General features: G+C 55.5%; 16 protein-coding genes. 5 read left to right on the plus strand and 11 right to left on the minus strand.

The window, feature by feature from the left end; translation table 11 throughout:
• Window positions 1–41: 41 nt before the first annotated feature.
• Window positions 42–3,944 (plus strand): ATP-dependent RNA helicase HrpA, encoded by a 3,903-nt coding sequence (hrpA, locus tag ACXKZD_RS09535; RefSeq protein ID WP_488981556.1) that lies wholly within the window; start codon window positions 42–44, stop codon window positions 3,942–3,944.
• 57 nt (window positions 3,945–4,001) lie between these two features.
• Here the strand turns inward: hrpA and ACXKZD_RS09540 are convergent, their stop codons facing one another.
• The 6 genes from ACXKZD_RS09540 to rstA form a co-directional block, all read right to left on the minus strand.
• Complete coding sequence (locus ACXKZD_RS09540) at window positions 4,002–4,811, minus strand: trypsin-like serine peptidase (protein WP_010670211.1); 810 nt, start codon at window positions 4,809–4,811, stop codon at window positions 4,002–4,004.
• Window positions 4,812–4,926: 115 nt separating this feature from the next.
• Window positions 4,927–5,007: a small membrane protein YdgU gene (gene ydgU, locus ACXKZD_RS09545; protein WP_010244657.1), complete on the minus strand. Its 81-nt coding sequence runs from the start codon at window positions 5,005–5,007 to the stop codon at window positions 4,927–4,929.
• An 81-nt stretch (window positions 5,008–5,088) separates the two neighbouring features.
• Window positions 5,089–5,616, minus strand: coding sequence for an acid resistance repetitive basic protein Asr (asr, locus tag ACXKZD_RS09550; protein ID WP_072171253.1), 528 nt, complete (start codon window positions 5,614–5,616; stop codon window positions 5,089–5,091).
• A 159-nt stretch (window positions 5,617–5,775) separates the two neighbouring features.
• A complete protein-coding gene (locus ACXKZD_RS09555) occupies window positions 5,776–7,263 on the minus strand; it encodes a carboxypeptidase M32 (RefSeq protein ID WP_488981557.1) in 1,488 nt (495 codons plus the stop codon).
• 19 nt (window positions 7,264–7,282) lie between these two features.
• Window positions 7,283–8,584, minus strand: a complete 1,302-nt coding sequence (gene rstB, locus ACXKZD_RS09560) for a two-component system sensor histidine kinase RstB (protein WP_488981558.1) — start codon at window positions 8,582–8,584, stop codon at window positions 7,283–7,285.
• Window positions 8,581–9,306: a two-component system response regulator RstA gene (gene rstA, locus ACXKZD_RS09565; RefSeq protein ID WP_010244666.1), complete on the minus strand. Its 726-nt coding sequence runs from the start codon at window positions 9,304–9,306 to the stop codon at window positions 8,581–8,583. Before rstA ends, rstB begins: the two co-directional genes overlap by 4 nt.
• 178 nt (window positions 9,307–9,484) lie before the next feature.
• On the opposite strand from rstA, the gene ACXKZD_RS09570 reads away from it, so the two are divergent.
• A complete protein-coding gene (locus tag ACXKZD_RS09570; RefSeq protein ID WP_010244668.1) occupies window positions 9,485–9,898 on the plus strand; it encodes a hypothetical protein in 414 nt (137 codons plus the stop codon).
• Window positions 9,899–10,025: 127 nt separating this feature from the next.
• Here the strand turns inward: ACXKZD_RS09570 and ACXKZD_RS09575 are convergent, their stop codons facing one another.
• A complete protein-coding gene (locus ACXKZD_RS09575; protein WP_033757764.1) occupies window positions 10,026–11,417 on the minus strand; it encodes a basic amino acid/polyamine antiporter in 1,392 nt (463 codons plus the stop codon).
• Window positions 11,418–11,623: 206 nt separating this feature from the next.
• The gene (ydgH, locus tag ACXKZD_RS09580; protein ID WP_010244673.1) at window positions 11,624–12,577 is read right to left on the minus strand and encodes a DUF1471 family protein YdgH; all 954 of its coding nucleotides are present in this window, start codon (window positions 12,575–12,577) and stop codon (window positions 11,624–11,626) included.
• A gap of 540 nt (window positions 12,578–13,117) precedes the next feature.
• Between ydgH and pntA the strand changes: the two genes are divergently transcribed.
• Both pntA and pntB read left to right on the plus strand, forming a co-directional pair.
• Complete coding sequence (gene pntA / locus ACXKZD_RS09585; protein ID WP_488981559.1) at window positions 13,118–14,650, plus strand: Re/Si-specific NAD(P)(+) transhydrogenase subunit alpha; 1,533 nt, start codon at window positions 13,118–13,120, stop codon at window positions 14,648–14,650.
• 3 nt (window positions 14,651–14,653) lie between these two features.
• Entirely contained in the window at window positions 14,654–16,042 is a 1,389-nt protein-coding gene (gene pntB / locus ACXKZD_RS09590) for a Re/Si-specific NAD(P)(+) transhydrogenase subunit beta (protein WP_010670206.1), read from the plus strand.
• A gap of 47 nt (window positions 16,043–16,089) precedes the next feature.
• On the opposite strand, the gene uspE is transcribed toward pntB, so the two are convergent.
• On the minus strand, window positions 16,090–17,046 hold the full coding sequence (uspE, locus tag ACXKZD_RS09595; protein ID WP_010244683.1) for a universal stress protein UspE: 957 nt from the start codon (window positions 17,044–17,046) through the stop codon (window positions 16,090–16,092).
• 117 nt (window positions 17,047–17,163) lie between these two features.
• Window positions 17,164–17,916 (minus strand): fumarate/nitrate reduction transcriptional regulator Fnr, encoded by a 753-nt coding sequence (gene fnr, locus ACXKZD_RS09600; RefSeq protein ID WP_010244686.1) that lies wholly within the window; start codon window positions 17,914–17,916, stop codon window positions 17,164–17,166.
• A gap of 316 nt (window positions 17,917–18,232) precedes the next feature.
• Between fnr and smrA the strand changes: the two genes are divergently transcribed.
• Window positions 18,233–18,799, plus strand: coding sequence for a DNA endonuclease SmrA (gene smrA / locus ACXKZD_RS09605; RefSeq protein ID WP_052272209.1), 567 nt, complete (start codon window positions 18,233–18,235; stop codon window positions 18,797–18,799).
• On the opposite strand, the gene ACXKZD_RS09610 is transcribed toward smrA, so the two are convergent.
• Window positions 18,796–19,716 (minus strand): LysR substrate-binding domain-containing protein, encoded by a 921-nt coding sequence (locus ACXKZD_RS09610; RefSeq protein WP_033757760.1) that lies wholly within the window; start codon window positions 19,714–19,716, stop codon window positions 18,796–18,798. The two genes, smrA and ACXKZD_RS09610, sit on opposite strands and share 4 nt — an antisense overlap.
• Window positions 19,717–19,973: the final 257 nt, after the last annotated feature.

A 19,973-nucleotide genomic window follows, 5' to 3' on the forward strand; every position in this document is an offset into this window, starting at 1 on the left:
CTTCAGGCAGCGACACCGTCTGAGTAAGGTACGTCACTATTATGTCATCTCCCGATACTTCCCCACTGGCAGCGCTCTGGTCACGCCTCGACGGTCTAATGCTGCGCGATCGCCAGCGGTTACAGCGCCGTTTACAGGGTGCCAGAAAAGCTAAAAATCCCGAGGCACAGCAGGGCATTGCCAGCGAGCTTGAGCAGGACTTTATCGCTGCCGAGCAGCGCGTGGCCCAGCGCCGTGCGGCCACGCCAGCCATTACCTTCCCGGACAATCTGCCGGTCAGTCAGAAGCAGCAGGATATTGCTGAGGCGATTCGCGATCACCAGGTAGTGATTGTCGCCGGTGAAACCGGCTCGGGTAAAACCACGCAGCTGCCGAAAATCTGTCTGGCGCTGGGACGTGGTGTGACGGGTCTGATTGGTCATACGCAGCCGCGCCGTCTGGCCGCACGTACCGTGGCGAATCGCATTGCGGATGAGCTCAGCACTTCGCTGGGCGGCTGCGTCGGCTATAAAGTACGGTTTAACGACCAGGTCAGTGACCTGACGCAGATTAAGCTGATGACCGACGGGATTCTGCTGGCGGAGATCCAGCAGGATCGTCTGCTGATGCAATATGACACCATCATTATTGATGAAGCGCACGAACGCAGCATGAATATCGATTTCCTGCTCGGTTATCTGCGAGAGCTGTTGCCGCGTCGCCCCGATCTGAAAGTGATTATCACTTCCGCCACCATCGATCCACAGCGTTTCTCGCGTCATTTCAATAATGCGCCGGTGATTGAAGTCTCAGGCCGGACCTATCCGGTTGAAGTGCGCTATCGGCCGGTGATCGAAGAGGCGGATGACAGCGATCGTGACCAGCTGCAGGCGATTTTTGATGCCGTGGATGAGCTGGGCCGGGAAAGTCGGGGCGATATCCTGATCTTCATGAGTGGTGAGCGTGAAATACGTGATACCGCCGACGCGCTGAACAAACGCGATCTGCCACACACCGAAGTGCTGCCGCTCTATGCACGGCTGTCGAACGCCGAACAGAACCGGGTGTTTCAGTCGCACAGTGGCCGTCGTATCGTGCTGGCGACCAACGTCGCGGAAACCTCACTGACGGTGCCTGGGATTAAATATGTGATCGATCCCGGTACGGCGCGTATCAGTCGTTACAGTTTCCGTACCAAAGTGCAGCGCCTGCCGATTGAACCGATATCACAGGCGTCTGCTAACCAGCGTAAAGGGCGTTGCGGCCGCGTATCAGACGGTATCTGTATCCGTCTCTACGCGGAAGATGACTTCCTGAGTCGTCCGGCCTTTACCGATCCTGAAATCCTGCGCACCAACCTGGCGTCAGTCATCCTGCAGATGACCTCGCTGGGCCTCGGCGATATCGCCGCCTTCCCGTTTGTGGAAGCGCCCGATAAGCGCAATATCCAGGATGGCGTCCGCCTGCTGGAAGAGCTGGGCGCGCTGACCCTGAACGAAGAGACCGGTCACTACAAGCTCACCGGTTCCGGGCGTCAGCTGGCGCAGCTGCCGGTGGATCCCCGCCTGGCGCGGATGGTGCTGGAAGCGCAGAAATTTGGCTGCGTGCGCGAAGTGATGATTATCACCGCAGGCCTGTCGATTCAGGATCCGCGTGAGCGTCCGGCAGATAAAAAGCAGGCGTCCGATGAGAAGCACCGGCGCTTTGCCGACAAAGACTCCGACTTCCTCGCCTATGTGAATCTCTGGAACTACCTGGCGGAGCAGCAGAAAGCGCTGTCCGGGAATGTTTTCCGCCGCCAGTGCAAAAGCGATTTCCTTAACTATCTGCGCGTGCGGGAATGGCAGGATATCTACACCCAGTTGCGGCAGGTGGTGCGTGAACTGGGCATTCCGGTTAACAGTGAACCGGCTGAGCTGCAGCCCGTCCACTGCGCGCTGTTAAGCGGTCTGCTGTCGCATATCGGGCAGAAAGACACCGATAAGCAGGAGTATACCGGCGCGCGCAATACCCGCTTCGCGATCTTCCCTGGCTCCGGGCTGTTTAAAAAGCCGCCGAAGTGGACCATGGTGGCGGAACTGGTCGAGACCAGCCGCCTGTGGGGCCGCACGGCGGGCCGTATTGAACCAGAGTGGATTGAGCCGCTGGCACAGCATCTGATCAAGCGCAGCTACAGTGAACCGCACTGGGAGAAATCGCAGGGCGCGGTGATGGCCACCGAAAAAGTCACGCTCTATGGCCTGCCGATTGTCGCCGCCCGTAAAGTTAACTATGGCAGCATCGATCCCACCCTGAGCCGTGAACTGTTTATTCGTCACGCGCTGGTGGAGGGCGACTGGCAGACCCGACACGCCTTCTTCCGCGCAAACCAGAAGCTGCGCAGCGAAGTGGAAGATCTGGAACACAAATCCCGTCGCCGCGACATTCTGGTTGATGACGAAACGCTGTTTGCTTTTTATGACCAGCGCATTGGCAAAGAGGTGGTCTCGGCGAAGCATTTCGACAGTTGGTGGAAACAGGCCAGTCGCGAAAACGCAGAACTGCTGAATTTCGACAAGCAGATGCTGATCAAAGAGGGTGCGGATAAAGTCAGTCAGCTCGACTACCCCAACTTCTGGCATCAGGGCAACCTCAAACTGAAGCTGAGTTATCAGTTTGAGCCTGGCGCAGATGCGGATGGCGTGACGGTACATATTCCGCTGCCGCTGCTGAATCAGGTTGAAGATAGCGGTTTTGAGTGGCAGATCCCCGGTGTGCGCCGTGAACTGATCATCGCACTGATTAAGTCTCTGCCCAAGCCGCTGCGCCGTAACCTGGTGCCGGCGCCCAACTACGCCGAGGCGTTTTTAGGAAGGGTGAAAGCGATGGAGATGCCGCTGCCTGATGCGCTGGCGCGGGAATTCCGCCGCATGACCGGCGTCACGCTGGAGCGGGAAAACTGGCAGTGGGAACAGGTGCCCGATCATCTGAAAATGACGTTCCGGGTAGTCGACGAGCACAATCGTAAGCTACTGGAAGGCAAAGATCTCACTGCGCTTAAGGCACAGCTGAAAGACAAAGTGCAGGAAACGCTGTCGAAAGTGGCGGATGACGGGCTGGAGCAGAGTGGGCTGCATATCTGGAGTTTTGGCGATCTGCCACGCAGTTATGAACAGAAGCGCGGCAGCTACCAGGTTAAAGCCTGGCCTGCGCTGGTCGACGAGAAAGAGAGCGTCGCCATTCGTCTGTTTGACAGCGAGCAGGAGCAGCAAAAAATGATGTGGCGCGGTCAGCGTCGCCTGCTGCTGCTGAATGTGCCGTCACCGGTTAAATATCTGCACGAGAAGCTGCCGAACAAAGCCAAGCTCGGACTCTACTTTAACCCTTATGGCAAAGTGCTGGAGCTGATTGACGACTGCATCGCCTGTGGCATCGACAAGCTGATGGGGGAAGCGGGCGGTCCGGCCTGGGATCAAACCTCGTTTGAGCAGTTGCGTGACAAAGTGCGAGGCGAACTCAATGAAACCGTGGTGACCATCGCGAAGCAGGTCGAGCAGATCCTGACGGCAGTCTTCAACATTAATAAGCGTCTGAAGGGCCGGGTCGATATGACCATGGCGCTGGCGTTATCTGACATCAAAGCGCAGTTAAGTGGCCTGGTTTATCGCGGCTTTGTCACCGGCAACGGCTGGCAGCGACTGGCCGATACGCTGCGTTATCTGCATGGGATTGAGCGCCGACTGGAAAAACTGCCTGCCGATCCGCACAGCGATCGTGCGCGGATGTTAAAAGTACAGGCAGTGGAACAGGCTTATCAGGCGTGGCGCAACAAGTTGCCGCCGCAGCGTCAGGATGATGAAGAGGTGCAAAATATCCGCTGGATGATCGAAGAGCTGCGAATCAGTTATTTTGCTCAGCAACTGGGTACGCCTTATCCCATCTCAGATAAGCGTATTCTGCAGATGATGGAGCTGATAGCGGGTTAAGTGCCGGGATGCGCGCCGTAACCGGCGCGCATCCGATAATGAGGGTAAGAGTGCGGGCTACTGCGCGAGGGATTCCAGCTTATCTTTAAACGAAGTGACCGAAATCGCGCGGTTATCAGCCAGGTAGCGATCTTTCGCAGCCGGTGCTGAGCTTTGTACCGCGATTAACTGCCAGCCTTTATCGCTGTTGAGCAGCAGTGGCGAACCACTGTCACCTGGCAGGGTGTCACACTGATGCGACAGCACGGCGCGCTGCGCCCAGCCGGTGATCAGGCAATCGCTGTGGGAGTAAAGCGTGTCCAGATGATCAGCCGGATAGCCTGCCTGCGTCACTTTGCGTCCGGTCAGCTTCAGCGCCGCAGTGAGATCGCTGCGTGAGCCATCGAACAGCGGAATAGGCGTAATCGCTGAGGGCGGATTGCGTAAAATCACGATGCCGTAATCATAGGGGGCTGCACTGCTCGGCACGATCCAGCCTTCACCATCCGCTTTTAACTTTGACGCCAGCGAGGGTTCAACCCGCGCATCAATATCATGAAGCTCGTAGCGCCAGCCTTTATCGCTGGCCATAAATCGCAGCGCAACCGGCTTATCGAAATTACCCGGCGGGGCAAGCAGGCAGTGTCCGGCGGTCAGCGCCAGATGCGGAGAGATGAGTGTGGCAGTACAGAGGTTGCCGCTTTCGGTTTCCAGCTGACCAATGGCATCCCAGGGGGCAGCGGTAATATCGGTGATTGCCTGGCGATGATCCTTACCGAAAAACAGCATCTTAATTTCAGCAGGAGTAGGCGAGTCATCGTCATCATCGGCATGAACCGTGGTGGCAAAGCTGAAGAGTCCAACCATTAACAGGGTAGCCAGGCGCATAGAAATCTCAATGGCGAGAAAAAATTAACGTTATTGTTATTACGTAAGTACGGTAACTATAGTCGGTGAGCGTTGAAAAAGGGAGTTTTATTGGTTAATCAGTACGCTACAGCGGTTAAACAAAAAAGCTTGCTGCAACAATGCCACACAGGATCATCACCAGCAGAATAATTTCGAAGCGATAGCGACGCACCATATCATCCACTCCAGTAAAGAAACACCCGGCAGAACCGGGTGTTTTTAATCATCATCTCGTGGCCGTGCGCTGAAGGCGACCTTAGTTTTTAGCTGCTGGTTTCACAACTTTTTTGTGGTGAACTTTTTTAGCAGCCTGAGCTTTCTGTGCAGCTGGTTTAGCTACTTTTTTGTGGTGAACTTTTTTAGCAGCCTGGGCTTTCTGAGCGGCTGGCTGAGTGGCTTTTTTGTGGTGAACTTTTTTAGCGGCCTGGGCTTTCTGAGCAGCTGGTTTAGTGACTTTTTTGTGGTGAACTTTTTTAGCGGCCTGGGCTTTCTGTGCAGCAGGTTTTACCGCTTTTTTATGGTGAACTTTTTTAGCAGCCTGCGCTTTCTGCGCGGCATCTTTTTTCACAGCTTTTTTGTGGTGTTTCTTAGCAGCCTGCGCTTTCTGAGCCGCTTTATGGTGTTTCTTGTGCGCAGTTTTGTGAACGGTTTTAGCCGGTGCTGCAGCGGTAGTAGTGGTTGTTGCGGCTGGCGCAGCAGCTGGAGCAGCTGTGGTGTCAGCAGCGAAAGCAACAGAAGACATACCCATAGCAGCGGCGACAACCAGTGCAAATAATTTTTTCATTGCAAATCCCTCGAAGACTATTTTTTCATGTGTAGCCCACTGCGGGGCCGGTGAAGAGACTATAGGGATATCAATGAACGGTGTCCGTGGGTGTTTGGTATCGGCGTGTAACCGATTGTACAAAGGAGGGAAAGGGCGGTCAGCTGACCGCCCGAGAGCTTAGCTATTCAGGTAACGTTGTTCAAGGTGCTGGCGGAAGAAAGCCGGATTCAGCGCTTCGCCGGTGGCGTTGATCAGCAACTGGTCGGTGGAGAAACGGCTGCCGTGCTGCCAGATGTTCTGTTGCAGCCAGTCGAATACCGGCTGCAGCTCACCGTGCTGAATCAGCTCGCTGAGCTGAGGAATCGCAAGATGTACCGAGCGGAACAGCTGTGCGGCGTACATCGCGCCCAGCGTATAGGTCGGGAAGTAGCCAAAGGCGCCGTCGGTCCAGTGGATATCCTGCATACAGCCATCGCGGTAGTTACCCCGGGTATCCAGACCCAGCGACTGCATCATCTTCTCATCCCACAGCGCCGGGATATCCTCAACCTCAATCTCGCCTTCAATCAGCGCCTGCTCGATTTCATAGCGCAGAATGACATGCGCCGGATAGCTGAGCTCATCGGCGTCAACCCGGATCAGTCCAGGCTTAACCTGCTGGGTCAGGCGCACAAAATTATCCGCCTGCAGGGCAGGCTGATCGCCAAAAGTGGCGATCACCTGCGGCAGAATGCGCTGCAGGAATTCGCGGCTGCGACCAAGCTGCATCTCCATAAACAGGCTTTGTGATTCGTGGATAGCGGTGGAGCACGCCAGCGCCACCGGCTGCCCGCGCCACTGCTGCGGCAGATTTTGCTCATAGCGGGCGTGGCCGGTTTCGTGGATCACGCCCATCAGGGCGCTGAGAAACTCATTCTCGTTGTAACGGGTGGTAATGCGCACATCTTCCGGCACGCCACCGCAGAAGGGATGCGCACTGATATCCAGCCGGCCATGGTTAAAGTCGAAACCCAGCGTTTCCATGATGCTCAGGCCGAGCTGACGCTGAGCAGGCAGGGCGAACGGCCCCTGCGGCGTGACAACAGTCTGTTGCGCCTGTTTTTCCACGACCTGCTGTAACAGATCGGGCAGCCAGGTTTTCAGTTCGCCAAAAGTTTCATCCAGCCGGGCGCGGGTCATCCCCGGCTCATAAAGATCCAGCAGCGCATCGTAACGCGAGCAGCCAGTGGCGTCGGCGCGGCGCTGGGCCTCTTCGCGGCTCAGACGCACCACCTCTTTGAGATTGGCGGCGAAGCCCTGCCAGTCGTTGGCCGGACGCTGAGTGCGCCATGCATGTTCACATACCGAACCGGCGATTGATTTGGCTTCAACAAAATCATCAGGCAGCAGGGTGGCCTGCTGGTAAGCGCGCTGCATCTCGTTGAGATTGGCCCGCTCAACATCGTTGAGTGACTGCTGCTCTGCGGCCCTGAGCCACTCACCAACCTGAGGGGCAGTGAGGATCTGGTGCTGCAACACGCTCATTTCGGCCAGCGCTTCACCACGCGCCTGACTGCCGCCCGGCGGCATGGTGGTTTGCATGTCACATCCGGCGATGGCCGTGACGTGACTGAAACGGGAAAGGCGCTGGAACGTCTTGGTAAGTTGTTGATACGCTGAGGTCACGTAAGACTCCTTGTGGTTTTTAACGCAGCGGAATTTCCCGCAAGGTTAGATCAACCGGCCAGCAAAAGCGAACGCTGGCGCCGCCCAGTGGACTGGACTCAATGGTCACATTGCCGCTCAGCGCCTGGGCAATAGAGTGAACAATCGCAAGTCCCAGTCCGCAGCCGCCTGTAGCGCGATCGCGGCTGGGGTCCAGCCGGACAAAGGGTTCGAAAACCCGCTCACGCTCTTCAGGCGGAATACCGGGACCGTCATCTTCCACCTGCAGACACCCTATCGGACCGTCGAACCACAAACTGACGCGCAGCCGCTGTTGCGCATAACGCAGTGCATTGTTGACCAGGTTATCCAGTACCCGCTCCATCAGGCGGGTATCAGAAATGCCGATGTTTTCACGCTGCGGCAGCTCAAGGTCGAGCCGCATGTCGGGATTAATGGTGCGGAAATCGTCAAGCCTCTCGCGCAGCCAGTTGGCCAAATCCAGCGATTTAAGATTGAGATCGACGCGCGGCCGATCAAGACGCGCATAGGTCAGCAGCTCCTCAATCAGGCTTTCGAGCTGGCCGATATCGCGATTCAGCGCCACCCGTTCGCTATCAGTGAGGTTGTCGCTCATCTCCAGCCGGTAACGCAGGCGCACCAGCGGTGTGCGTAGCTCATGCGCAATACCGTCTATCAGCTGCTTCTTACTGGCAACCAGCGTATTGATGTTCTCGGCCATCTGGTTAAAGGCGATACCGAGCCGGAACAGGCTGGAGGTGCTGTCGAAATGGGTGCGCACGTCCAGCTCGCCACGGCCAAAGCGCTGTGCCGCTTTTTCCAGTCGCTGCATCTCCTGCCAGTGGGGGCGCAGCCAGATAAACACCGGCAGCGCCAGTGACATCCCTATAAAGATCAGCAGGGCAATATCCAGCAGTCGCATCTGATGCAGATAGAAGAGATAGGGAATCGGCCCGACTGACAATACGTAGTGGCTGCGCGGAATGTGCTGCAAAAAGGTGTATTGATCGTCGAGCGCCACGATCTCTCCGGCGCGCAACCGACGCATGTTGCCTTCATCAAGCTGATATTTGTTCATCGGCTCGATGTGCAGATCGAACGACAGGCCGAGATCGAGACTCTTGATGGTTTTATTCCAGTCACGCGGCGGGATCTCGCGCAGTTCGCTGCGGATCAGGTAGAGCGAACTGGCCATCAGGTCATTCATTGACTGGCGGCCCGCACGTTCAGCGGTGAACTTGTAGACCAGCCCCACCAGCAGGGCCATCACCAGAAAGCAGACAAACAGCAGCAGATAAAACTGAATAAAAAGCTTTCTCATAGTCCGCGGGTATCCCAGGCCTGGGGCGCAAACAGATAGCCTTTGTTACGAATGGTTTTAATGCGGAACGGCTCGGTGGCGCTGTCGTGCAGCTTTTTGCGCAACCGGGAGATAGCCACGTCGATGCTGCGGTCAAGGCCGTCATAGCTGACCCCGCGCAACGTTTTTAGCAGCGCATCACGGTTGAGCGTCTGGCCCGCATGGCTGGCGAGTACCCACAGCAGATCGAAATCCGCGGTGGAAAGGGCGATCTGCTCGTCAAACAGCGTGACCTGGCGGTTCAGCGCATCGATGGTCAGCGAGCCAAAACGCAGCATACGGTTGGCGGCGGGTGCGCTGGGCGCATCGTCCGGCTGTCCCTGCTGCGACTGACGCAGATGAAGGCGCAGGCGGGCCAGCAGTACCGCCGGCGGCGTGGTTTTCAGAATGTAATCCTGCGCACCCATCTCCAGGGCCAGAATATGGTTCATGTCGCTGTCCAGTGAGGTGAGCAGCACGATCGGCCCCTGCCAGTTGGCCCGCAGGTCACGGCAGATAGTCATGCCATCTTTGCCTGGTAACATGATATCCAGCATCACCAGATCGGGCTGCTGTTCGGCAATGACCGCTTCAGCACGGTCGCCGCGCATCTCGACAATCACCTCAATATCATGACGACCCAGATAGGCCGCAATCAGTGAGCCCACTTCGGGTTCATCTTCTACATAAACAATTTTGTTCATAGTTCACAAAGCAGAGACAGGGATGGACGGAAGCATATCTTTTCCTGGTCCTGAGCTCTACGTTACCGCACGAAATATCCGTGGCTTGCTGGTATATAACCGGCAAAATGTGCAATCATTAGCGCGGCCTTTTTGCGCCAGGTTTGGGATATTGATGATTATCATGAGGAGCGTTAGTGTGTCTGATAAAGAGCTGGCATCAGCCATATACCCCGACCGCATCTGCTTCAATTACAGTGACTTTCTCTCCGCTTCCTGCAAAAAGCGCTGGAGCTTCGTCGATGCTATTTATGGTGTGATGCCGATATTTGGCATGGTGACACGTAAATCGGCACACCGCTTACAGGGCAGTGACGACCCGTTAAAAGAATTAGCATTACAAATCATTTCTACTCAGGTCAGCGACGAAATTAATATCGCACGCCTGATTACCCTTGCGGAACAACAGCAGATTAGTCGCTTCGATATTCAGCTTCCTTATCCGCTTTCGGCGGAGCAGCTGGACGCGATCCATCATGAATATTCCAGGCCGCTGAATCTGACACAGCAGGATGACCTGCTGTGTGTCTCAATACCTGTGCAGTCACACTGAGAACCTCTCCCATCAGGCTCTGAACCTGGGCAGTGCTCACCATCCTTACGTACTGTCTGTACGCCTGGTTGCTCCGCGCTGGCCGGGTTCGCACTGCCTGCAGCCATTACGCCTGCCGGGCCAGGCGCTAAGTCGTCAGCTGCCACACGGCGGGCAGCGTCGCGGCAATCAGCAATCCCATTGCAATCCGCTCCAGCGAAGTCAGCGCAAACTCTGCGCGGCCACCGCGTCGTGCAAACAGAAACAGCAGCAGGCCCGGTGTATAGAGCACCACAGACATCATCAGGTGCAATGGCCCCGAGGCGTAAAGCAGCCAGATGCCATACAGGCTGGCACCGATACCGGTCGCCATCGCCAGCGGTTTATGCTGTCCGCGTACCACTTTGATCAGATATAACCCCACCAGCAGATAGGGCACCAGAATCATCTCAGAGGCGATGGTCAGCAGGTTGTTGTAGTTCGCACCAGTCAGGGCAATCAGGATCAGGCAGAGCTGAATACTGCCGTTGGTCAGCCACAGTGAGGCGGCTGGCGCGTTATGGCGGTTTTGTCGGGCGATACTGCGTGGAAATGCACCCTGTTGCGCGGCAATCAGCGGCACTTCAGCGGCCATAATCGTCCAGCTCAGATAGGCACCGCACACCGAGATAACCAGACCCACCGCAATCACCGCATCGCCCCAGTTGCCCATCAGTCGGGTCATCAATCCCGCCATGGAGGGGTTACGCATCTGAGCCAGTTCAGCACGTGGAACCACGCCAAGCGACAGCAGTGTCACCAGCAGATAGACCAGCAGCGCTGCCAGCACGGCGAATAGTGTAGCCCGGCCCACATCCTTTTTCTGGCGCGCGCGTGCAGAGACCACCACCGCCCCCTCGACGCCGATAAAGACCCACAGGGTAATCAGCATGGTCTGTTTGACCTGCTCCCATAGCGGTTGCCCTAGCGTGACGCCGGAAAAATCAAAGCGGAAGCGATCATAGTTGAACGCCATCACCGCCAGCACAATAAACAGCAGCAGCGGCACCAGCTTGCCGAGCGTCGCCATCAGATTAATGCTGGCAGCGGTCTGCACGCCGCGCAGCACCAGCCAGTGAACCAGCCACAGCAGCACGGATGCACCCAGCATCGCCTGCCAGGTGTTGCCATCGCCAAAGATAATCCGGTCCGGCGTATCGGTGAAGAAGCTCAGGGCAGAGAAGACAATCACCAGATAGGAGACGTTGGCGATCACGGCGCACAGCCAGTAGCCCCACGCGGAGCAGAAGCCCATCAGCTCGCCGAAACCGGCACGGGCATAGGTAAAGATGCCGCCATCCAGCTCGGGTTTAAGGCGGGTCAGCAGCAGCATCGCCAGCGACAGAAAGATGATGCCGACGCCGGTAATCAGCCAGCCCAGCAGCAGCGCCGCCGGACCGGCCACTGCAGCCATATTTTGCGGCAGACTGAACACGCCTGCGCCCAGCATAGAGCTGAGCACCAGCGCCGTCAGCGCACCGAGACCTAATTTTTTCTCCAAAACAACCTTCCCGCTAGCATATATGGCTGGGTAAATCGGATTTTGTCGCTGGGTTATGTCACACCAAAGGCACAATACAGGGACAATATCCGGTAAAACAGGCGAGGGATTTTACGGAGTGTGGCAGGGGATGGCAATGCGTGACTATGCAAAACAGCGCAGGAATTATGCAAACAGCAGGGCGGCAGGCGCCGCCCTGAGGAGGATTACTTAAACAGGTCAGCCGTGACGGTCAGGTTACCGCCACTCTGGTTCTGCCACTGGCGGGTAACGTGGTAGAACTTGGCACCTTTGTCCGCCGCACGCTTCGCCACTTCTTCTGAAATCTCAGTTGGCGTACCGAAGTGACCGGTGAAGGTTACGGTATCGAACGGCTGCATCTGCGCAGCAGTAATGGCATTTACTTCCTGCACCGATTTGCCGTTTGGCAGATTGACGGTATAGCGCTTGCCGGTAGAGCTTTGGGTTTCGAAGAAACGGCCCACTTTGTTGCTTGGCGTTTCAGACGAGGCCACGCCTGGAATCTCTACGTTAGCCGCCGCAGCGCCTCCGGTTGCCAGTGCGGCTTTACCCGCTTCTGAATCGGCAGGAATCGCATTTGGTGTCTGCACCGCGCGCTCTTTAGCATCCGCTTTATAGACATAGGCTGTGACATACTGATTGCCGCCGCTGTTGGCATCGATCTGGCGAACGATAAAGAAGGAGGCTGCGCCTTTCTGTTTTGCGGCTTTCGAAATTGCGTCGTTTACATCCGGCTGGCTGGCAAAGAAGCCGCTGACCGAAACGGTATCGAACGGTTCGAGTTTATACGCTTCTGCTTTTGGCAGTTCGTTTACGCCGTTGAAACGACGGTAAGTCGTTGACTCTGTGGCTGCCGGGGCATCGGCTTTATAGAGGTCAGCCGTAACGCGCCAGTTACCGCTGTTACCGTTGCTGTCGTTGATCGCCTGGATGTAATAAGAGGCCGCGCCCATCTGATCTGCACGCTTAGATACCGCATCGGCAGCGTCGCCAATTGCGTTGAAACGGCCGGTGATATTAATACGTTCGAATGGCTTCAACGCGGCCGCTTTTTCTGGCGTAAGTTCCTGCGCAGCGAATGCGTTGGCTGCCAGCAGGGACAACAGAGTGGTCGCCAGAATAGTGTTCTTCAGCTTCATAAAAATAATCCTTCGCCTTACGCAAAAATGAGTACGAAAACGTGCTGGACTCTTGATGTATAACAGAATAGCCGCTGATTATTGCATGTTATAAACAGACTGTCGCAGCGATTTTTTGTGTCAGATCGCGTTATTCAACCATGATTTTTTCATTTGTTTGTCATCAAACGCAGTTATGGCCAGTTTTAGTGACAGTTACCACTAAAAGCGGTAACTGTTAGCGCTAAAATAGTTAATGCATTGTTAAATAAAGGTTTTTGTTGTTTATTAATTCGTCCGGATACAATTATCTCTGGCAGATTATCTGCCTGTGAGACTATTTTGCAGTGGGATAACGCAGGTTTCTTAACAGAACACTGCATAATTGGGTGAATGTCATCACTCTGCGTAGTCGCTGTAGATCGCTCGTCACATTTTCAGTAGGTTATAAACACTTTGAAATACCTGCGTTTCGTCCAAAAGCGGCTGAAATCGCGTTTCAGTCGCGCTCTCGTGGTGCAGGTTCGGGCCATCATCCTTTAACCGATGAAAGGAAACACTATGTTAATTGGAATACCCAAGGAAAGGTTGCCAAACGAGTCGCGCGTGGCCGCCACGCCTAAGACCGTGGAACAACTCATCAAGCTGGGTTTCAGCGTCACCCTTGAGCATGACGCCGGTAAACGTGCCAGCTTCGATGATGAAAGCTATATCGCAACCGGTGCCACACTCAGCGACAGAGAGCAGGTCTGGCAGTCCGATATCGTGCTGAAGGTGAATGCGCCGGATGACGAAGAGATTGCGCTGACGCGTGCGGGCAGCACGCTGGTCAGTTTTATCTGGCCCGCACAGAATCCCGAACTGCTGTCAAAGCTGGCCGCACGTCAGGTCACGGTAATGGCAATGGATTCAGTGCCGCGTATCTCACGGGCGCAGTCGCTGGATGCCCTGAGCTCTATGGCGAATATTGCCGGTTATCGCGCCATTGTCGAAGCCGCCCATGAATTTGGCCGCTTCTTTACCGGTCAGATCACGGCAGCCGGTAAAGTGCCACCGGCAAAAGTGATGGTGATTGGGGCCGGTGTTGCCGGGCTGGCCGCGATTGGCGCAGCGGGCAGCCTGGGTGCGATTGTGCGGGCGTTTGATACCCGTCCCGAAGTCAAAGAGCAGGTGCAGAGTATGGGCGCCGAATTCCTTGAGCTCGACTTTGAAGAGGAAGCGGGCAGCGGCGACGGCTATGCCAAAGTCATGTCCGAGGCTTTCATCAAAGCTGAGATGGCGCTGTTTGCCAGTCAGGCCAGAGACGTGGACATCATTGTCACCACGGCGCTGATCCCAGGCAAACCGGCTCCGAAACTGATCACCGAAGAGATGGTCGCCAGCATGAAGCCGGGCAGCGTCATTGTTGATCTGGCGGCGCAGACCGGCGGCAACTGTGCGCTGACCGTCGCTGATCAGGTTACCGTCACGCCGAATGGCGTGAAAATCATCGGTTACACCGATCTGCCCAGCCGTCTGGCGACACAATCCTCCCAGCTCTACGGCACCAATCTGGTCAATCTGATCAAGCTGCTGTGTAAAGAGAAAAATGGCGAAATCCAGGTCGATTTCGAAGATGTGGTGGTGCGTGGCGTCACCGTGGTACGCGATGGCGAAGTGACCTGGCCAGCCCCGCCGATTCAGGTCTCCGCCGCGCCACAGGCTGCCGCTGCCGCCGCGAAGCCGTCAGAAAAGATTGAGGCGAAGCCCGTTTCACCGTGGCGTAAATATCTGATGATCGCCCTGGCTATCGTGCTGTTTGGCAGCCTGGCAAACGTGGCACCGGCCGACTTCCTCTCCCATTTTACCGTGTTCGCGCTCGCCTGCGTGGTGGGGTATTACGTGGTCTGGAACGTCAGTCATGCGCTGCATACACCGCTGATGTCCGTAACCAATGCTATTTCCGGCATCATCGTTATCGGTGCGGTCTTGCAGATGGGCCACGGTGGCTGGGTCACCTTTATCTCCTTTATTGCCGTGCTGATTGCCAGCATCAATATCTTTGGTGGCTTCACCGTCACCCAGCGCATGCTGAAAATGTTTCGTAAGGGGTAACACATGTCTGGCGGATTAGTCACTGCAGCCTATATTGTGGCTGCGATTCTGTTCATCTGTAGCCTTGCTGGTCTTTCGCGTCATGAGACCTCAAAGCGGGGTAATATTTTCGGTATCAGCGGTATGGCGATTGCGCTGATCGCCACCATATTTGGCCCGGACAGCGGTAATGTGGTCTGGATCCTGCTGGCGATGGTCATCGGCGGCGCTATCGGCATTCGTCTGGCGAAGAAAGTCGAAATGACGGAAATGCCAGAACTGGTGGCGATTCTGCACAGCTTTGTTGGCCTGGCCGCAGTGCTGGTGGGCATCAACAGCTATATCGACCATGCGCCTGGCCTGCCAGCGGTGATGGAGAATATCCATCTCAGTGAAGTGTTTATCGGTATCTTTATCGGTGCCGTCACCTTCACCGGCTCGCTGGTGGCGTTTGGCAAACTGTGCGGCAAAATCTCTTCACGGCCGTTAGCGTTACCGCATCGTCACAAGCTGAATCTGCTGGCGCTGGTGGTTTCGTTCCTGCTGCTGTTGTGGTTTGTTAACACCAGCAGCACGGCTGTGCAGGTGTTTGCACTCTTGCTGATGACGGTGATTGCGCTGGCGTTTGGCTGGCATCTGGTCGCGTCGATCGGCGGCGCGGATATGCCGGTCGTGGTGTCGATGCTTAACTCCTATTCAGGCTGGGCCGCCGCCGCTGCCGGTTTCATGTTGAGCAACGATCTGCTGATTGTGACCGGTGCGCTGGTGGGGTCATCCGGTGCGATCCTCTCCTACATTATGTGTAAAGCGATGAACCGTTCGTTTATCAGCGTGATCGCGGGCGGCTTTGGTACTGAAGCCAGCAGTGGCGATGAAAGTCAGGAAGCGGGCGAGCATCGTGAGATTACGGCTGAAGAGACCGCTGAGATGCTCAAGGCTTCCAGCTCGGTGATTATCACACCAGGCTACGGCATGGCGGTAGCGCAGGCGCAGTATCCGGTCGCGGAAATGACTGCCCGACTGCGTGCGCTTGGCATCAAAGTTCGCTTCGGTATCCATCCGGTGGCGGGGCGTCTGCCGGGTCACATGAACGTGCTGCTGGCAGAGGCGAAAGTGCCTTATGACGTGGTGCTGGAGATGGATGAGATCAACGACGATTTCAGTGACACTGACACGGTGCTGGTCATTGGCGCTAACGACACGGTCAACCCGGCGGCGCAGGATGATCCCCGCAGTCCGATTGCGGGCATGCCGGTGCTGGAAGTGTGGAAGGCGCACAACGTGATAGTGTTCAAACGCTCAATGAACACTGGCTATGCCGGGGTGCAGAATCCGCTGTTCTTCAAAGAGAATAGCCAGATGCTGTTTGGCGATGCCAAAGCCAGCGTGGAAGCGATTCTTAAAGCGCTGTAATAAAAAAAGGGCGGCTAATCAGCCGCCCTCTCTGTTTCTGAGGAGGATTAATCCTCCTCATCCTCTTCATCATCCAGGTCAATCGGCGATTTGAAATCGTCCGGCTTAAGCGCCAGCAGATCGCAACGCAGATGATCAATCACCTGTTCCGCCGTATTGCCGAGGAATGCCGCCGACAGTCCGGTGCGTCCAATCGTTCCCAGCACCACCACACCGGCTCCCAGATGTGCCGCCAGATCGGGGATGACCTCTTCCGGCAGGCCCTTAGCCACATGGGTGAACTCTTCACCAATCGAGAACTTCTGCCGCAGCGCTTTCATTGCCACCAGATGCTGACCACGGATCGCGTCGTTGTAGACGCTGGGATCAAAATCGGGCAGTTCGATAGCAATATTGATAGGGGTAATCGGGTAGGCGCCGACCAGATGCACTTCGGTCTGATTCACCTTTTCCGCCAGGATCACCGTTTCACGAATAAGCTTCTGATTCAGGCCATCGTGATGCGGCTCTTCGCTGGCAAGATTGACCGCGACAATCGCTTTACCGCCTTCCGGCCACGGCTGATCTTTGACCATCCACACCGGACACGGGCATTTACGCAGCAGGTGCCAGTCGGTTGGAGTGAAAATCACTGACTCAAGGCGATCGTGCTGATGCGCCATCTTCAGCACCAGGTCATGCTGATGGGCGAGCACTTCCTGAATAATGGCTTCGTAGGGACGGTTGTGCCAGATCACTTTGATGTCAATTTCGACACCGGCATCAAGATAAGCGCGGGCCTGCTCGCGGATCCATTCGGTACGCTGGCTGATCACGCCCTGGCGCATCGACGCGCGCTCGTCCGGCGAAAGCAGGGTGGTCATCTCATATGAGAAGTCATAGATAGGCAGGAAGGCTTTAATTCTTCCGCCAAGACGTTGATTCAGATAGACCGCACGTCGCAGCGCGGGCTGATCGTCTTGCTGGGCATCAATGGCGACCAGAACATTTTGGTACTGGGACATGAGGCGTTCTCCTTAAACCAGAGCGACTGGAATAAAGATAGCCTATGTTGCACAGCGGAAGAAGTGAAAAAGTTACTGCCGGATCAACAAAATAAGATTTATTGATCCGGCTGAGGATCAGGCGGCCTGGTGGCTCTGACCGGCGAGCTCCTCCAGCAGGGCATGGTTTTCAATCGTGATGTACTTGCCTTTCACCGCCAGCATACCGGACTTCTGAAAACGCCCCAGGAGGCGGCTGATGGTTTCAACCGTCAGGCCCAGGTAATTACCGATATCGCCACGCGTCATAGTGAGGCGGAATTCGCGCTGTGAAAAGCCGCGCTGGCCAAAACGACGGGAAAGGTTCCAGATAAACGCCGCCAGGCGCTCTTCAGCATTTTTCTTCGACAGCAGCAGGATCATGTCCTGATCGCCTTTGATTTCACCGCTCATCAGACGCATCATCTGCTGACGCAGGGCCGGCATTTTGCCCGACAAATCATCAAGCGTTTCAAAAGGGATCTCACACACCATGGCCGTTTCCAGCGCCTGCGCAAAGCTGGGATGGCTGGAGCCCATAATTGCGTCAAAGCCGACTAAATCGCCCGCCAGATGGAAACCGGTGATCTGCTCATCACCCTGTTCAGTGATGGTGTAGCTTTTAATGGTGCCGGAGCGAATCGCATACAGAGACTTGAGTTCATCGCCTGCTTTGAAAAGCGTTTGCCCTTTCTGAATGGGTTTTTTACGCTCAATGATATTGTCGAGCTGATCCAGCTCATGTTCATTTAGCGTAAAGGGGATGCAGAGCTGACTGATGCTGCAATCCTGGCAGTGAATGGCACAACCGCCCGACTGAATACGACGAATGCTGCGTTTTTCAGGGATCATAATGGTTTGCTCGACGATTATTGACTGGGGTCAATTTTAACATTTTTTGTGCTGAAGGGAACTCATCCGAGCAGTTTTACACTTACAAATATTATGGACTAAGCACACAACGATAAACGCTGATGTGACGGGCTTCTCAGAATCCCGACAGGGCCGACTGTCAAGAAAACTTTCCGCTATGTGATCTGTCACACGCTTCTGCACTGGCAGTGACTTTCGAAAAAGTGGGGTGGGCCGGTGATTCCAGCTTTTGCTACGCTAACGGGTAAAGCGTGATTTGCACATTCCATCAATTTTAACCAGGTGTGAGAAAACCATGAACCTTGATGATAATGATCTCTTTCGGGATGCCATGGGCGATGTCACGCCGTTAAAAGACACCACCACAACCTTGTGGCTCAAAGCACCCTCAACGAAGGCGCCACGAAAACCGCCAGGTGAATCTGAGCTGGAGAATTTCCTGACCCGGGGCGATCTGGAGATCGTTCCACTCAATACCCCGCTGGAATATAGAGCCGACGGCATTCAGCAGGGGATTCTGGATAAACTGCGCAGAGGAGAGTATCAACTGGATGCCAGCCTCAACCTGTTGCGGCAACCGGTCGAAACCTGTCGTCAGGCGCTCTTTAACTTTATGATGCAGGCGCACAAACAGGGATTGCGCAATCTGCTGATCATCCACGGTAAAGGTCGTGATGATGAATCTCATGCCAACATTGTGCGCAGCTATCTGGCGCGCTGGCTAAAGCAGTTTGATGACGTACAGACCTTTTGCGTGGCCCAGACCCGGCATGGCGGGGCCGGGGCGCTTTATGTCGGATTGCGCAAAACCGATAAAGCCCGGCTTGAAAACCGCGAGCGGCATGCGAAACGCAGCCGCTAACTGTGAAACTTACGGATGGTGGACATCAGCACTTCAGCACTCAGGCTCAGCTCTGCGCCGGTGCGGGTAATGATGCCCACCGGTTCGCCCGGCCCGGAAGAGGCGATCGGCAGCGCATAAACAGCGTTGTGGCTCAGATCCTCTTTAATCGCCCCGGAAGGGACGAACCAGATGTAGTCGTAGCGAAGAGCCAGCTGGCGTGCCAGTGAAGTCGAAGAGGTCTCAATGCAGTGAGGCGGAAGGGTGCAGCCCTGTTCATCCAGCATCTGCTGGGCAATCCGGCGCGGAGCCGTGCCCTCGGGCGATATCACTACCGGCCACTGCATCGCACGCGAAAGCGTGACGTTGTCACTTAAAAGCGGGTGTTCCGGCCTGACCACCAGCTTGAGCGATTCCAGAAATAGCAATTCATAGGTCAGCCCGGTCATCATGGCGCTGTCCGCCATCCGGCCAATGCCGATGTCGAACTCACCGCCGCGCAAGCCCGCCAGCAGCACATTATTGTGAAGTGTCGCCACCTGAATGGTGGTGTTGGGCTGCAGTTGATGAAAACGATCCAGGATGCGTGGCAGCATCCCCATCGCGGCAGTGGTCAATGCCCCCAGCCGGATAATCACCGGCGCATCGCCCGGCTGCTCATTAAAACTCTGTCCGGCATGGTTTAGCGCGTCGAGTACCCGTACCGCATGGGTCAGAAACTGCTCTCCCATGGTGGTCAGCTGCGCGCCAAGCCGGCCACGTTCAAACAGACGAACGCCAGTCAGCTCCTCCAGCTCATTCAGGGTCTTGGAGAGGGCAGGCTGGCTGAGGCTAAGCGTCTCTGCCGCCCGGCCCAGTGTGCCTTGCTGCGCAACCGCAACAAAGGTATGTAGATGGCGCAAGCGAATGCGCTGATTGAAAAGGATATTTTTTTCCATATCCTAAACTTAATGAGAATGACCGGCTTCAGGCAACTGTTTAAAATGAATTCTGTTAACTTTGCTGCAAATTTATTTTAACAAACGAGTCGAAATGACCGCGTTACCCTTTAACTCTCTGATTAAAAAGCGCTCAGCCGGGTATGCCGCTTAAATACGCCATCCTCTGACTACGGTATATCAATAACTTAACAGCTTAAAGTTGAATAATTCTCAATATCATATAAAAATCTGACCGCTTAAGGTTAACGATCGGC

The sequence above is a fragment of the Pantoea sp. ABR1s genome (assembly GCF_057812235.1).

Excerpts from the sequence above, each read along its gene's own strand:
- hrpA (WP_488981556.1), top strand. The coding sequence starts at position 42 with ATGTCATCTCCCGATACTTCCCCACTGGCAGCGCTCTGGTCACGCCTC.
- ACXKZD_RS09540 (WP_010670211.1), bottom strand. The coding sequence starts at position 4,811 with ATGCGCCTGGCTACCCTGTTAATGGTTGGACTCTTCAGCTTTGCCACC.
- ydgU (WP_010244657.1), bottom strand. The coding sequence starts at position 5,007 with ATGGTGCGTCGCTATCGCTTCGAAATTATTCTGCTGGTGATGATCCTG.
- asr (WP_072171253.1), bottom strand. The coding sequence starts at position 5,616 with ATGAAAAAATTATTTGCACTGGTTGTCGCCGCTGCTATGGGTATGTCT.
- rstB (WP_488981558.1), bottom strand. The coding sequence starts at position 8,584 with ATGAGAAAGCTTTTTATTCAGTTTTATCTGCTGCTGTTTGTCTGCTTT.
- rstA (WP_010244666.1), bottom strand. The coding sequence starts at position 9,306 with ATGAACAAAATTGTTTATGTAGAAGATGAACCCGAAGTGGGCTCACTG.
- ydgH (WP_010244673.1), bottom strand. The coding sequence starts at position 12,577 with ATGAAGCTGAAGAACACTATTCTGGCGACCACTCTGTTGTCCCTGCTG.
- pntA (WP_488981559.1), top strand. The coding sequence starts at position 13,118 with ATGTTAATTGGAATACCCAAGGAAAGGTTGCCAAACGAGTCGCGCGTG.
- pntB (WP_010670206.1), top strand. The coding sequence starts at position 14,654 with ATGTCTGGCGGATTAGTCACTGCAGCCTATATTGTGGCTGCGATTCTG.
- uspE (WP_010244683.1), bottom strand. The coding sequence starts at position 17,046 with ATGTCCCAGTACCAAAATGTTCTGGTCGCCATTGATGCCCAGCAAGAC.
- fnr (WP_010244686.1), bottom strand. The coding sequence starts at position 17,916 with ATGATCCCTGAAAAACGCAGCATTCGTCGTATTCAGTCGGGCGGTTGT.
- smrA (WP_052272209.1), top strand. The coding sequence starts at position 18,233 with ATGAACCTTGATGATAATGATCTCTTTCGGGATGCCATGGGCGATGTC.
- ACXKZD_RS09610 (WP_033757760.1), bottom strand. The coding sequence starts at position 19,716 with ATGGAAAAAAATATCCTTTTCAATCAGCGCATTCGCTTGCGCCATCTA.